11 protein-coding genes are annotated in these 14,700 nt (G+C 43.9%); 8 read left to right on the forward strand and 3 right to left on the reverse strand.

The window, feature by feature from the left end; genetic code table 11:
- Positions 1-144: 144 nt before the first annotated feature.
- On the reverse strand, positions 145-1,179 hold the full coding sequence (locus AABW11_RS18610; protein WP_340106844.1) for a porin: 1,035 nt from the start codon (positions 1,177-1,179) through the stop codon (positions 145-147).
- Positions 1,180-1,462: 283 nt separating this feature from the next.
- Between AABW11_RS18610 and AABW11_RS18615 the strand changes: the two genes are divergently transcribed.
- Together AABW11_RS18615 and AABW11_RS18620 are read left to right on the forward strand one after the other, a co-directional pair.
- Positions 1,463-2,869, forward strand: a complete 1,407-nt coding sequence (locus AABW11_RS18615) for a phosphoglucomutase/phosphomannomutase family protein (RefSeq protein WP_340106845.1) — start codon at positions 1,463-1,465, stop codon at positions 2,867-2,869.
- Between the two features lie 215 nt (positions 2,870-3,084).
- The gene (locus AABW11_RS18620) at positions 3,085-5,334 is read left to right on the forward strand and encodes a S9 family peptidase (RefSeq protein WP_340106846.1); all 2,250 of its coding nucleotides are present in this window, start codon (positions 3,085-3,087) and stop codon (positions 5,332-5,334) included.
- A 136-nt stretch (positions 5,335-5,470) separates the two neighbouring features.
- Here the strand turns inward: AABW11_RS18620 and AABW11_RS18625 are convergent, their stop codons facing one another.
- Together AABW11_RS18625 and AABW11_RS18630 are read right to left on the reverse strand one after the other, a co-directional pair.
- A complete protein-coding gene (locus AABW11_RS18625) occupies positions 5,471-5,830 on the reverse strand; it encodes a four helix bundle protein (protein WP_340106847.1) in 360 nt (119 codons plus the stop codon).
- A gap of 167 nt (positions 5,831-5,997) precedes the next feature.
- Entirely contained in the window at positions 5,998-7,854 is a 1,857-nt protein-coding gene (locus tag AABW11_RS18630; RefSeq protein ID WP_340106848.1) for a cation:proton antiporter, read from the reverse strand.
- A gap of 198 nt (positions 7,855-8,052) precedes the next feature.
- Here AABW11_RS18630 and AABW11_RS18635 point away from each other — a divergent pair, with 198 nt between their 5' ends.
- From AABW11_RS18635 to AABW11_RS18660, 6 genes are all read left to right on the forward strand, one after another.
- Positions 8,053-8,301 carry a hypothetical protein gene (locus AABW11_RS18635; protein ID WP_340106849.1) on the forward strand — a complete coding sequence of 83 codons (249 nt, stop codon included), beginning with the start codon at positions 8,053-8,055 and terminating at the stop codon, positions 8,299-8,301.
- 43 nt (positions 8,302-8,344) lie between these two features.
- Positions 8,345-8,782 (forward strand): nucleoside deaminase, encoded by a 438-nt coding sequence (locus AABW11_RS18640; protein WP_340106850.1) that lies wholly within the window; start codon positions 8,345-8,347, stop codon positions 8,780-8,782.
- Positions 8,783-9,016: 234 nt separating this feature from the next.
- The gene (locus AABW11_RS18645) at positions 9,017-10,879 is read left to right on the forward strand and encodes a TrkH family potassium uptake protein (protein ID WP_340106851.1); all 1,863 of its coding nucleotides are present in this window, start codon (positions 9,017-9,019) and stop codon (positions 10,877-10,879) included.
- 36 nt (positions 10,880-10,915) lie between these two features.
- Positions 10,916-11,629: a potassium channel family protein gene (locus AABW11_RS18650; protein WP_340106852.1), complete on the forward strand. Its 714-nt coding sequence runs from the start codon at positions 10,916-10,918 to the stop codon at positions 11,627-11,629.
- 207 nt (positions 11,630-11,836) lie between these two features.
- Entirely contained in the window at positions 11,837-13,183 is a 1,347-nt protein-coding gene (gene trkA, locus AABW11_RS18655) for a Trk system potassium transporter TrkA (protein WP_340106853.1), read from the forward strand.
- On the forward strand, positions 13,183-14,697 hold the full coding sequence (locus AABW11_RS18660) for a TrkH family potassium uptake protein (protein WP_340106854.1): 1,515 nt from the start codon (positions 13,183-13,185) through the stop codon (positions 14,695-14,697). The genes trkA and AABW11_RS18660 overlap by 1 nt, the downstream gene beginning before the upstream one ends.
- The last annotated feature ends 3 nt before the right edge of the window (positions 14,698-14,700 follow it).

Genomic DNA, 14,700 nt, shown 5'->3' on the forward strand with positions numbered 1-14,700 from the left:
CCGAAGGGCTTGATCCCAACCAATTAGGCATCGGATTCACCTAAAATAACGGGGTAACTTCTCGGTGTGTTTTGCCCTGATTTATAATCGAACTCAGGTTAGAAAGACATATTTAATTCTGATTAGGCCCCGACCGGTCACCTATCAAAACTGAAATTGGAAACTTCCGGACAAACCGAAGTACTCTTCATTATCATCAAATTGAGCAAGTGCATTTACCTGCAGGCTTATGACTGAAGTAGCCTGGTGATTCCATCCAAGCACAAACAGATTTGAACTGACATCTGCCTCGCTATAGCTGATATGGTCTACCCGTGCGAGAAGCTGATCTTTTTCGGTTACATTGTTTCCAACGGTCACGTATGCGCCTGAAATCGTTTCATCATTTGGCAATTGGTTGGTTTCAAAGGATGACATCAGCAGTTCTGCCGCACCAAACCAGTTATCGCTTTCGTAATCCAGAAAAGCTCCGTAAATGAGACGATCGCCTTGACTCGTCAAAAAGCCGACAGGTTCATTTTCGGTTCCGTTCAGCCCTCCATTTGCTCCTAAGTAAAGCGTACCATCATTTTCAAGGTCAATTGTAAAAGCGCCCTTCGCCGCGAACATAAAGTGGTCGTCGTTACCCAGCGACCGTCCTGTCCCGTTAAATACAGATACCGTATAATCGAAGTTATCGAACGCCCCGGAGGCCGATACGCCAAGCTCACGAGAGTCTAAAATGGTGCCGATAAGACGGGCACGGTTAATAAAATCAGTATTTCCCGGATTAGGCTGAAGATCGAGGCCTATATCCGGTTTCTGAAGTCCCGCTTTAATGCCAAAACCTTCCGACTTCCTGTAGCCGATCGCTGCATCAAACACGCTTGCGGATCTGCGGAAATCCATCTGCAGATTATAGTTAAAACCCCCATCTACATTACCATTTATTTTCAGGCGAGTTGCACCGAGACCAAAACTATTCCCGCCATTGAAATTATCGTCTTGTAGCGTAAAATCAGCCGTTGACTGAAGCAACAGACCCACATTAAACGATTCGCTTTTCAGAAGGTTTCTCATTTCATCTGCAAGTGGTTCGTTCTCCTGAGCTTGGGCATTCTGAGCGGTTAGAGCTCCAACTGAACAAAGAAGAAATGATAAAATCGCTGTTAAAATTTTTTTTGATCGGTAGATCATCATTGTAAATATTTTTTTGATTGAGGTGCGTGATGGTTTATACACCTATTAAATTTAAAGTACACAGTTTGTTTTGCCGATAAATACGTGATCCTGCTAATTAAACAAGACGGTCTGACCTTAACGTTCAGGCGCACAATCTGTTACTAAGGCAATCATTGAAGATAAAATAAAATTTCTTCCTTAAACACCCTAAATCAGTACATCGATGTTGTCCGATTAGATTCTATAGGCATTGTATCGTACCTTTCACAAAATTTCTTAACCCGCAATCAACACCTGTTCAATGAATACGATTTCTTTCGGCACCGATGGATGGCGCGCTATCATCGCAAAAGATTATACATTCGACAATCTCTCTGTTGTGGCTCAGGCAACCGCCCGCTGGATTCTCGATGAAAAGGTTACCAAAAACGGGGTCGTGATTGGTTATGATGCCCGGTTTATGGGACGTGAATTTGCCGAACACGTTGCATCTGTTTTTGCGGCGATGGAGATTCCTGTTCGAATATCATCAGCCATCTCTCCCACCCCTGCCGTTAGCTGGGCAGCGCTGCACTACGACGCTGTGGGAGTTGTGATTACGGCAAGCCACAACCCACCAAACTATAACGGATATAAACTGAAGGCACCATTTGGCGGATCTGCCACGCCCGATCAGATTGAAGCCGTTGAACAGCGTCTATCCGACTTCGATGACTCTCTAAATGTTCTCCGGTTTGATGAGTGCCTGAAACTTGGGCTAATTCGGGAAATGACACTTACCGAACAATACCTCAATGTATTGCGGGAACGCATTGATATCGACGCCATCACGAATAGCGGCATCCGCATTGGCCACGACCCAATGTTTGGATCAGGCATGGGAGCGATCAAAAAACTCCTGGGCGACCAGGTATACGAGCTTCACGGAGAAGTGAACCCGTCATTTAAAGGAATCCCGCCGGAACCAATCGAAAAAAATCTGGATGAGTTTTCTGAATTTATCCCTGAAAATAACTGCCAAATAGGAATTGCCAACGATGGGGATGCCGACCGGATTGCTTTGTTTGATGAGACCGGATCATTCGTGGATTCTCACCGGATTCTGAGTCTTCTCGTTAAATATCTCCACAAAGAAAAAGGCCTGTCGGGCACCATCGTGAAAACGTTTTCCACCACAGATATGCTCAACAAGCAAGCTGAAAAGTACGATCTGCCGATTGAAGTGACGCCCATCGGGTTCAAATATATCGCCGAATTGATTGTCAACGGCGATGTGATAGCCGGCGGCGAAGAATCGGGCGGACTGTCTGTGAAAGGACATCTTCCTGAACGTGACGGACTTTATATTGGCCTGCTGATGACCGAGATGGTGGTGAAATCAGGCAAAAAACTAAGTGAGCTAGTGCAGGAGCTATTTGATGAATTTGGCGAACACGCCTACTATCGAAACGATCTGCATACCGAGGAATCCAAGAAACAGGCGATGATTGAACACTGCAAGCAGAAGAAACTAACCGAAATCAACGGGAAAAAAGTAGCCGATTGGCAATTTACGGACGGCATCAAACAGATTATGGACGATGGCTCCTGGCTGCTGGTACGAGCCTCAGGTACGGAGCCGGTTCTCAGAATTTACGCGGAAGCACCCACTGCCAAACAGGCAAAAGCGATGGTTGAGGATGTGTCAGAGATGGTGGATCAGTTTTAGGGTATTGGACGGGAGACGGGGGACGGTGGACCGAAGTTTAACACGAAAAAACTCGGAATTTCGGAATCCGCTAATCGCCTTTTCGTTTATTTACTTATGAACTACCAGCTTCCGTTTCAATCTAAGCTGATAATTTCCTTTCTTATTTACACTCTTCAACAGATTGTTGCGTTGTGAGTTTGGTCTACCTATTAACTTTATATGATTAATGTTATATGCGATTAATTGTAACCAGGGCTTTATCGGTATCATTACTTTTCCTTTTTATTCTTGCTCAATTTAATCCACTGCAAAGCCAGGTTCAGGAAGAACCTCTTCAGTATCAAAGTCTGCAGCACGCACTGTTTTCAGGCGGACAGCTGAGCGGTGAACGCGGCCCGCAAAATGTCCAGTGGATCGAAGGCGGAGATCGGTATTCATATATGGTTCAAAACCCGGAAACAGGGACGTCTGAAATCCGGGCTTACAGTCCGGCTGACGACAGCGATGAACTGCTGTTCGATAGCACTGAGCATACATTTCCCGCCACAGATAAAGCATTTCAGTTCCGGACGTTTCAATGGTCGGCTGACTTTCGCTACCTGGTTTTTCAAACCAACTTCACGCCCATCTGGCGCTATTCTGGTAATTCAGACTATTATTACTACTCCATCGAAGACAGCACGCTCGAATTAATCGCAGAAGATGCGTTCACAGCAGAATTATCGCCTGACGGCCAAAAAGTCGGCTACCACCGCAACGGAGAGATGTTTGTGTTTGATCTGGACTCGGGAGAAGAAACTCAGCTTACATTCGACTCTGCCGAAAACCTGTTTAACGGCCGGTTTGGATGGGTGTATGAAGAGGAATTTGGTTTGGTACAGGCATGGAAATGGTCGCACGACAGCCGGTACATTGCATTCTGGCAGAGCGATGAAGATCATGTCAAACGGTTTGAATCCACGAATTACGAGGGTCAATATCCTGAGTACACGAATATTCCGTATCCAAAAGTAGGTGCCGAAAACCCCTATGTTAAAATAGGTGTTATCGACACTCAAACTGGCAATAAGCAGTGGATGGACCTTGATATCGGAACCGGACTGATCCCCAGAGTTTACTGGACCCGTAACGAACAGGAACTCGCCGTTGTATGGATGAACCGGCAGCAAAATGAGCTTAGGTTATTTTTTCATGATGTGGCCGATGGTTCAGGCGAACTCATTTTAGAGGAATCGAGTGATGATGGCTGGATTGATGTATTTAGCTTCTCTGCCGGCATCGATGACTACTTCTTTTTTCCAGATTATAGGCAAGAGTTTATATGGATTTCCGACCGGGGCGGATTTCGGCATCTCTACCGATACGATTACGACGGCAACCTCATCAACCAGATAACCGATGGTGCATGGGAAGTAACGAATGTGCATGCCATTAACCCCGACAGCGAGAAAATTTACTACGAATCAACAGAAATCAGCCCTCTTGAACGGCATCTATATTCTGTTTCATTTGATGGTTCCGAAAAACGTCAATATACGGAAGATCCCGGCAATCACTCCTTTAGTATGGGCCAGGATGGTCGCTTCTTTATCGATACATGGTCGAACATCGACACGCCGACCCAGGTTGATCTCAGGACCACTGACAACGGAGGTGAGCTTCTCAAAGAGCTTGTGAATAATGAATCTGTTACTGAGTATATCAACGAATACAACTACTCGCCACGCGAACTCTTTTCATTTACACCTGGAAGCGGCGTGGCACTCGACGGATACATGGTTCGTCCGCCTGACTTTTCACCCGACAGCACATACAACCTGATCATGATGATCTACGGCGGCCCGGGCTCTCAGGGTGTGTATAACCAGTTTGAAACAAATCCCTGGGTTCAGTATCTCGCACAGGAAGGATATGTTATTGCAAATGTGAATAATCGCGGCAGTGGCGGCTACGGAAAAGAGTTTGAAAAAGCCGTGTATAAAAACCTGGGTGAGCTGGAAGCAGCCGATTATGTGCAAACAGCAACTTATCTCGCCTCAAACGACTGGATTGATTCTGATAACATCGCAATTCGGGGGCACAGTTACGGCGGGTATATGGCAGCTCTCTCAATGGTTCTTCACCCTGATGTATTCAATGTAGGGCTTGTTGGAGCTCCGGTAACAGACTGGCGTCTCTACGATACGATATATACCGAGCGATATATGGGCCTTTTGGACGAAAATTCTAAAGGATATCAAAACAGCTCAGTCATGTCCCATACAAGAAATCTGAAAGGAAATATGCTGGTCGCGCACTCATCAATGGATGAAAATGTACACATACAGAATACCATGCAGATGGTGACAGCCTTCACCAATGCCGGAAAAGATATCGACCTTAGAATATATCCACCGGGAGCCCATGGCGTAGCTTATAACCAGCAAAGCTACCTGCTATTGCACCAGGTATACACCAGTTATTTGAATAGGCATTTGAAGTAGGCAATGTTCAGGGTTCAGGGTGTGCAGGGTGCAAGATGTAGGACCCAGGACCTCCAAGCGTGTGATTCCGCGAACCGTCTGTAGAGCTCCTTGAAGCATCCGAATTCAAGAGCAGGGTGCAGGGCTCAGTGTGCACTTAACGCTTATCTACACTTTGAATATACTTGTATATCATTTTTCCAGTTTGATCCAGTTTTTCTGAAATTCTATTGAACTCTCTTTGATCGTTAAATGAGCCGGTTTCAAAAAGTGTTTCAAGGTGGTCTCGAGTTTCATCTACAGATGAATGAGCATAAACCAGAAATCTTATAAAATCTGCTTTATATCTCCTTCTTCCATACCCTTCAACTATATTTGAACGAATAGATTTCGAGGATCTCCTGATTTGACTACCCGATTCGTACAATTCAAATTTTGGCAGCTGCATTGTCATCGTATGAATTTCTACGGATAGCTCTCTTGCTAATTGCCAGATTTTTAACTTTTTGTAGCTCATGACAATTGGATTTATACTTACTATTTATATGAGTAAGAGGAAAATTCTGAAGATACCTTACACAAATTATCCACGATTTTTTCGCTTTACCCTATCTTGCAGCTTGCACCCTGACCCCTGTACCTTGAGCCTTGCACCTTGTACCCTGCTCCCTGCTCCTTGAACCTTTAATTCTCTTGCTGTTTTTCCTCAGTGGTTTTCTCTGGTTTCTTTTCGGCGTCTACGGCCGGGTTCACCATAGAGATCAAGATGTTTCCGGGTTGCGGGTCTGGTGGATTATCTGTTGTGAATGGTCGAATAGATTTATTATCAGTCACTAAAAATAGAGGAATGGCATCTTCGCCATGCGTCTCTTTGAAATTCTGAAATGTAAATTTCTCTGTGAGCTGTGTAGACTTGATCACTTTGCCTTCTTGGTATTCTTGAGTCAGAGAGTCATAATTTGCCTCTTCATCGAACAAAGTGCGACCCGTTTGTAAAATTCCATCTTCTTTATCATCTGAATCAACTGATTTCTTTTCAAGACCCGGTGGAAGCTTATAAACCAACGAACGGCCAAACAGCTCAGAAAAGCGTATAACAGTCAGCGCGTTAACCTCATCATTTGGAGTAACAGAAAGTAGTTTACCTATCCCGTCCAGGTTCAGACGGTCGAGAGCGTACTCAGACAGGACGTCTCCATAAAATGTCTCAAGGCCCTCGGATTTCGCGTTACTAATATTATTCCAGTTAGAATCTGCAATCGTAACTTTTACATCATATTTCTCCAACTCCTTAGCTATGTCAATAGCCCAATCTTGTGCTCCGATAATCAGGAATCCACGGGGCACCGGTTTAGCAACACCTAACTTTCTGGCTATCCACGGAGCTGTCAATCCATAAATAGCCACGGTGATTATGATGGTAATAAATACAATTGAAATAAGTTGATTTGCCTCCGGGTATCCATTTTGCACCAGAGAAATGGCAAAAATTGATGATATAGAGGCAGCCACGACACCCCGGGGGGCCATCCAGCAAAGAAACAGTTTTTCCTTCCAGCTAAGCGGGGAAAAAATAGTTGATAAATAGACTGCTGCCGGTCTGATCGCGAAGATTAATACCGCCAGAAATGCCATCATATTCAGGTTAAGATTACCCAAAAGGTTTGCAAGTTCAACTCTTGCCGCAAGTAGTATAAAGAGTGCGGAAAGCAATAAAAGCCTGATGTTTTCCTTAAATTCAATGATATGGTGGATTCGGGCGGCCTTTTGATTGGCCAACACAACCCCCATAAGTGTGGTTGCCCAAAGGCCCGACTCATGTTGAAAAATATCAGATATTGTGAAGATAAGAACAACAATCATCAGGCTAACCGGATTTTGAAGGAAATCTGGCAGCAGGTGTTTTTTAAGTAAAGCATATAAAACACCCGCACCGGCCAAACCTAATACAGAACCAAACAAGATGGTCTTGAAAATACTCATAAAAGCCAGGCTGGTTGCCTCAGAAAAACCGCTAGTTAAAATCACTTCATAAACTAAAACGGCAATCATCGCGCCAATAGGATCAATAACAATACCTTCCCATTTCAAGATGGAACCTACCTGACCTGAAGGCCTCACCTGTCTCAAAAGTGGTACAATTACTGTTGGGCCGGTTACGATGAGAATAGCCCCTAATAAAACAGCCAGCTCCCATCCAAACCCAAAAAACACATATGCTGATAAAGACGTTAATACCCAGGTGAGCAACGCGCCAATACTAACCAGGTTTCCAATGGCACCGCCCACATTCTTAAGTTCAGAGAACTTGAGGCTTAACCCCCCTTCAAATAAAATTATAGCAACTGAAACGTTTATAAAAGGCGTTAACAGGTCGCCCATCAACTGGTCAGGTTTTACCAATCCTAATACCGGGCCGGCCAGAAGTCCGGATAGCAACAATAACAAGATGGCCGGTAATTTAAACTTCCAGCCAACCCACTGAGCACCGACACCAAAAAAAATAACGCTGGTTATTCCAATTAAAATACTTTCTGTCATAAAAAGAAGTCTGGTGGTAACCTGGTGAGATTAAATATTTGTAGACTTAACTAAAAACCGAAGATAAACAAACTATATCACAAGTGATGAAATGTCCCCGGATAATATAACTACCTTTTGGTTTTTTATATTTGGTTAGAAGAGTATGGATTTTAGTGCCCGTTATGTTATCATTAACTTGTAATTAAATATTATTCAATGGACAAAAGTGATTCCAAAACATTATTAAGAGAATTGATGTGGCTTGGCGCCATTATTGGTATCTCAGCACTCATAGAATTCGCAATAATTGAGAATTTTGAGCTGCATCCTGTATTAAGCATAAAAATACAGGTACTGATAGGCTTGATAGTAATAGGTTATGGCATCAGAATGGGTGCCAGGTTATGGAAAAACTTTAGCGATTCCGAAGAATCTCAACCGGATCAAACCCAATCGCCTGATTAAGTGTTAAAGTCCAATTCTTAACTTTTCTAATAACGATTTTAACATGACTGAACCATTTTTACAGCACATGAAAGCTGCCATAGAAATAGCTGAAAAATGTGAAACACCTTTCGGTGCGGCACTGGCCATGGGGGATCAGCTTTTTGTTGCGGCGGCAAATCAGACCAAAAAATTGCATGATCCAACAGCACATGCTGAAGTAATGGCGATGCGCAAGCTGGGCGATCATCTCAAGAAAACAGACCTCTCAGGTTTTACGCTTTACTCTACGTGTGAACCCTGCCCGATGTGTATAAGTGCGGCACTGTGGGCCAAGATTGACACCGTGTTTTATGGATGTACCATCCCCATGATTTCTAAATATCTAGGCCAGATACATCTGCGAGCAGATAAAATTGCAGATTCAGGCTTTAAAGATACTTATATCAAAGGTGAGATCATGGTCAGCCAGTGCGAGCTGCTTCTCAAGAAATATAGCTAACGGGCAATAGCCGATTTTCATTAAATTGTAGTGATAGGCCACTGAAATAAATTTGGGCTAAAAATACAATCTGTTTGGTATCAAAGACCTGCCTCTCCCACCTTTTTATTATTTTGGCGCAGCAATCGTTGATGTCAAATATATCCTGAACCAATTTCGCCAAAAACTGTGTTAGTGTACAGTCTACACATTTGTTACTACCCTGATGCTTCAATCTGATTCGTAGAGTAAAATATGCGGTTTAAAATTCCTTATCACTGGCAACGAAAAATCCTGGGTTGGTTTGCACAGGTCAAAAACTTTTTTCGCTGGGTATCAAAGAAATTCAGCCACTTCCAGGATGATCTGTATGAATTTAACCGTAAGGCTAACCCCTGGCTCCACGGCATATCCATTTCGCTCAGCGTTGCCGTGATATTATCGTTGCTGATACCCCTATTTTTTGAGGATGCGTCCAAGTATAGATCTTTGAATAAAAGCATAGATCAGGCACTACTCATTGGTTTTGGTGTATATTTTTACATCCGTTTGATTCTTACAACCGATCGTTCCGGATTCTTGCTTTCCCGATGGCCGGAAGGTATTGCCGCAACACTCGCCTTGCTGTTTGGAATCGACCTGATGATGACAGGCGGAGACTATGTGATTAATTTGCTGGAAGCATTAGGCATATCAGGTGCAGAGAATACACTTCTTATCATTGTACAGGCATACCTTATTTTCGTAGTCGGTGTAAAAATTATACAGGCTATACCCAAGATTATTTCTTCAAATACCAATCCGGCCCGATTGGTATTAACGAGCTTCTTACTGGTAATTTTTGCGGGTATGCTTCTGTTGATGCTTCCGGCTGCGACAACAGACGGAGCCGGTTTGGGTTTTGTTGACGCACTCTTTATGGCAACCAGTGCTGTTTGTGTTACAGGGCTTATTGTCGTTGATACAGCCACTCATCTAACGACATTCGGGCAGGGCGTAATCCTTGTGCTGATACAGTTAGGGGGAATAGGTATTATTACGTTTGCCACGTTTCTGGCTATGTTTTTATCGGGAGGCGTCACTCTTGTCGGACGCAATGCCCTGCGTGAAGTGATTTCAGGTGAAGACGTAAGCACCATTGCTAAAACGATGAAACATATAGTTTTGCTTACCTTTACCATCGAGTTTATCGGGTTTATCGGGTACTATTTTAGCTGGACAGAAGCTATTCCGGACCAAGGCGAGAGAATTTGGTTTTCTGTTTTCCATTCGGTTTCGGCTTTTTGCAATGCCGGATTTTCACTGTACACCAACAGTTTAGCCGACCCAATAAATGCAACAAATCTCCCCGTTAATATCACTACGATGATACTTATCATTTTGGGAGGAATAGGATTTACCACATTGTGGGAAACCTTAAATCGAATCAAAGGCAAACCTTACAGTAAACAGTATTCAATTCACAGTATCATCGTTTATCGAATGACTGCTTTTTTAATAATAGCAGGAACAGTTTTAGTCGCAGCTCTTGAATGGAATAGTTTACTGGCTGATTACACCGTCGGTGACAAGCTTTTATTCTCTGTATTTCAAAGCGTAACGGCACGAACTGCCGGGTTCAATACGCTGGATACAAGTTCGCTTGGCGCAGGAGTGACACTGATTATAATCGTGTTAATGAGCATAGGAGCATCCCCCTCTTCTACAGCTGGCGGCCTGAAAACCACAACAATTTACGTCCTATTTAAATCTGTGATTGCAAACATAATCGGTGCTGATAATATAGAAATTTCAAATCGCACAGTTCCTACCAGGGTAGTTTTTCGTGCACTAACATCTGTATTTCTTGCAACCTTTGTTTTGATTTCCGGCTTGATTTTACTGACAATTTCTGAAGATTTTCCTTTTTTAGATATTCTGTTTGAGCAAGTTTCAGCGTTTATGACTGTAGGACTTTCCAGAGGTATTACAAGTAGCCTGAGCGACACCGGGAAATTAATCCTCGTCTTTTCAATGTTTGCAGGAAGAGTTGGCATGTTAACTGTCGCGGTTGCATTTGCCAAGAAAGTACTGACGCGCAATTATAAATATCCTGAAGAGTCTGTAATGGTAGCTTGATTAACCTAATCCAAATTATTAACGAATTATCCAGTTATGATATATAAATCCAGTCCTCAAATTGCCGTAATCGGTTTAGGTGTTTTCGGCATGTCTTTGGTAAAAACACTCGCTAAAGAAGATGCTGACGTCATTGCTGTAGATATTAACATGGAGACTCTCGACGAGGTGAAAGGAACCGTCGAACATTCTATTTGTTTTGATGCGACCGATCCGGATCAGCTAAAATCGCATGGTATCACGGATGTAGATATTGCAGTAATTGCAATTGGTGAAGATTTCGAACCTGTCGTTTTGATTACAATGGAATTAATAAAAGCGGGTGTAGACAGAGTTTATGCACGGGCAAATTCAGATACTCAAGAGCAAATTCTCAATAAAATTGGCGTGTTTGAAATCATACATCCGGAGCGCCAGGTTGCTGAACGAATGGGCATCTCGCTTCATCGCCAGGGAATGAAAGACTTATTGGAATTAGGTGACGATTTATCGGTTTTGGAAATTGATGCTCCCGAATCGATGATCGGCGAGACACTCAACAGCTTAAACCTTCGGGAACGGTATGGAATAAATATTCTAACCATAAAACGTCAAAAAAACGATTCCTCAGATGAATCAGAAGAAAAAGAAGAAGAAAAAGAGTACCACTCTATAGGCATACCGGATGCAAAATCAAAGATAAAGTCCGGAGACAGGCTTGTTTTGATGGGACACAAAAAGGACTGTGAAAAAATCATAGATCTTGACTAGTTAGTCAGACGATAGATGTAAAAGGCTGATTGGGACCGTTAGTCCATTAGCATTCAGGAAGAGCTGGACACAATAGAGTGATGGTCTCTTTTGTATATACTTGTTTCATATGGGTTAAATTTTTGGGATGTTCTAAATATCCTGCTTCACATCTAACCAATAAAGTGATACCTTTAGACGATAATTTTTAATTGAGGTAATCACGGTTTGAAAATACTTGTCGCCGGTGCCGGTGAAGTAGGGTACGAGCTTGGAAAAGTACTGTCCGAAGAACAACACGATGTCACTATTCTTGATATGCGACAGTCGTGTCTGCAGAGAGTTGTCCAGAACCTGGATGTTCTCACAGTTGAAGGCAACGCCACATCCCCGAATTCACTTGTGGAAGCCGGGGCGCAAACAGCCGATTTGATGGTGGCCGTTACCAGTGTGGACGAAGTAAATATCATCGCCTCAATGATGGCTAAACGCCTGGGTGTAGGCAAAGTGATAGCAAGAGTTCGCAATGATGAACTTTCACAAAAAGATTCTCCACTCTCCCCGTCCGAACTTGGTATTGATGTTTTAATACATCCCGAAGAAGCTGCCGCATCCGAGATTCATCTGCTGGTAAAAAGAGCTTCTGCAAGCGATGTCGTGTCTCTTGCTGATGACCGACTTCAATTGGTAGGCCTCAGAATCGAAAAGGGGTCGAAAGTTACCGACCGTCCGTTGCAAGAGCTTGCCGCTGAATTTGATGATCTCCAATCGCGCGTGGTCGCTATATCCCGGCGGGGAGGAACCATCATTCCGAGAGGGAGCAGCATTTTAAAGGCAAATGATCACGCGTTTTTTGTTACAAAAACGGAACATCTGAAACGACTCATTACCGTTACAGGACACGACGATAAAGCACTCCGAAGAGTAATGATTGCAGGAGGAAGTGAGGTTGGACGCCTGCTGGCGAAAAAAATGTGCGAGGACAAACAGAAATGGCAGATAAAACTCATTGAGCCTGATGAAGAGGTTGCAAGCAAAATCGCCAACAATTACCGGGATATACTTGTATTGAATGGAAATCCAACCGATCCAAATTTGCTTGTGGTTGAAGGCATCCAGGAGATGGACGCGTTTATTTCTGTCACGGATGATGAAGAATCAAATATCATTTCTTGCCTGATGGCCAAGCATCTTGAAGTGAAAAAAACGGTAGCCCTGGTATCTAAAACACAGTACGTTCCGTTAAGCCAAACCATCGGAATCGACGCGATTGTAAACGTTAAAGCATCGGCATCAGATGAAATTCACCGTCAGATCCGACAGGGCATGATGCTTACCGTGAAAGCACTTCAGGGAATCAAAGCCGAAATTATCGAAGTTGTTGCCGGTAAAAACTGCAAAATGCTGGACATACCGGTTCGAGATCTTTCCCTTCCGGAAGGGGCCGTTCTTGGCGGTATTCTGCATGAAGGAAACGTTGAAATTGCCGTTGGAGATTCAATCATCCGTAAAGGTGACCGCGTTATTATCCTCGCTCTTCCAAGGGCTATTGAAAAAGTAGATCAGCTCTTTTAATGATTGAATTTCTCGAATACAATAAATCACGGCCAAGAATCGATATTCGCCTGGTAAGCGGAATTTTAGGAGGGTTAATTTTCTTTCTTGGAGCATCATTGATACTACCTGCAATCATAGCCCTGATTTATGGTGAACCCTCCTGGTCGGCATTTCTGATCACTGCGGCCGGGTCTATGATACTTGGAGCCGCATGTTTCTGGGCGTTTCGCCCCCAGGAAGAACTCCGTATGAGGGAAGCTTTTTTGATCGTAACTCTTGCGTGGTTTATCGGGTCGCTGGTTGGGGCAGTACCTTTTGTTATTTCCGGAGCCCTCGAAAGCTACACAGATGCTGTTTTTGAAGCTATGAGCGGACTCAGCACCACCGGAGCCACAATTCTTGGAGGTGTAACGAGTGACGGCATACAAAATCCGGCAATCGAAGATCTTGACAACAGTCTCCTCTTCTGGCGCTCGCTGCTCCACTGGCTTGGTGGGATGGGAATTATAGTCCTTACACTGGCTCTTTTACCGCTTTTGGGAATAGGCGGAATGGAACTCTACCAGGCTGAATACTCCGGTTCAACATCCGATAAGCTCACCCCGCGCATCCAGGAAACGGCATTTCTGCTTTGGACCGTATACATAGGCCTGACCGGCGCCCAGTTTCTGATGCTTTGGGCCCACCCCTCCATGGACTGGTTCGACGCTATCAATCATGCGTTTTCCACACTTGCTACAGGTGGTTTTTCCAATCTGAATGACTCCGTTGCCGGGTTTGATTCCGTTTATGTTGATGTGGTGATCATAGTGTTTATGTTTCTCGCTGGCATCAACTTTGCGATGCATTTCAAACTGTTTTCAGGCGATGTAAATAGCTTCCTTAAAAACAGGGAAATTCGGTTCTATACTGTCATCACCCTTTTATTCGTCATCGGCGTGTCAGGCGGTCTTTGGCTTATAGATGATCAATCGTTTGGTGATGCACTTCGATACGGCAGCTTTCAGGTCGTCTCTATTGTTACGACAACAGGTTTTGGAACAGATGACTATGCCCTATGGATGCCGTTTACATCATTTTTACTTTTCATCCTCTTCTTTACGGGTGGCTGTGCAGGTTCTACAGGTGGCGGCATTAAAATGATTCGTCTGATGATCATTGCAAAAAACATTGGTCGGGAATTTAAGCAAATTATTCATCCCCAAGCGGTACTGCCCATTCGGGTTGGACAACGGGTGATCGAGTCTTCCATACTTAAAACGATTCTTGGCTTTTTTATGGTTTACTTTCTCATTTTTGCAGTTGGAGCACTAATCATGAGTTTCCTCGGATATGATTTTATGTCAGCCATGGGAGCGAGCATTGCATCTCTTGGAAACATCGGCCCGGCCTGGGGTGATTTCGGGCCCACTGACAACTTCGCGGGCGTGCCCTATTTTGGTAAGTGGGTACTGCTCATACTCATGATGATCGGACGCCTTGAGTTGTTTACTGTACTTGTGATTTTCACGCCGTGGTTTTGGAAGAATTAGGTT

Origin of the sequence: Rhodohalobacter sp. 8-1, from assembly GCF_038150125.1 — a bacterium.
Lineage (GTDB): Bacteria > Bacteroidota > Rhodothermia > Balneolales > Balneolaceae > SW132.

Bases quoted from the DNA above. Each gene is read 5' to 3' on its own strand.
- AABW11_RS18630 (WP_340106848.1), bottom strand. From the start codon at position 7,854: ATGACAGAAAGTATTTTAATTGGAATAACCAGCGTTATTTTTTTTGGT.
- AABW11_RS18645 (WP_340106851.1), top strand. From the start codon at position 9,017: ATGCGGTTTAAAATTCCTTATCACTGGCAACGAAAAATCCTGGGTTGG.
- AABW11_RS18620 (WP_340106846.1), top strand. From the start codon at position 3,085: ATGCGATTAATTGTAACCAGGGCTTTATCGGTATCATTACTTTTCCTT.
- AABW11_RS18660 (WP_340106854.1), top strand. From the start codon at position 13,183: ATGATTGAATTTCTCGAATACAATAAATCACGGCCAAGAATCGATATT.
- AABW11_RS18615 (WP_340106845.1), top strand. From the start codon at position 1,463: ATGAATACGATTTCTTTCGGCACCGATGGATGGCGCGCTATCATCGCA.
- AABW11_RS18635 (WP_340106849.1), top strand. From the start codon at position 8,053: ATGGACAAAAGTGATTCCAAAACATTATTAAGAGAATTGATGTGGCTT.
- AABW11_RS18650 (WP_340106852.1), top strand. From the start codon at position 10,916: ATGATATATAAATCCAGTCCTCAAATTGCCGTAATCGGTTTAGGTGTT.
- AABW11_RS18610 (WP_340106844.1), bottom strand. From the start codon at position 1,179: ATGATGATCTACCGATCAAAAAAAATTTTAACAGCGATTTTATCATTT.
- AABW11_RS18640 (WP_340106850.1), top strand. From the start codon at position 8,345: ATGACTGAACCATTTTTACAGCACATGAAAGCTGCCATAGAAATAGCT.
- AABW11_RS18625 (WP_340106847.1), bottom strand. From the start codon at position 5,830: ATGAGCTACAAAAAGTTAAAAATCTGGCAATTAGCAAGAGAGCTATCC.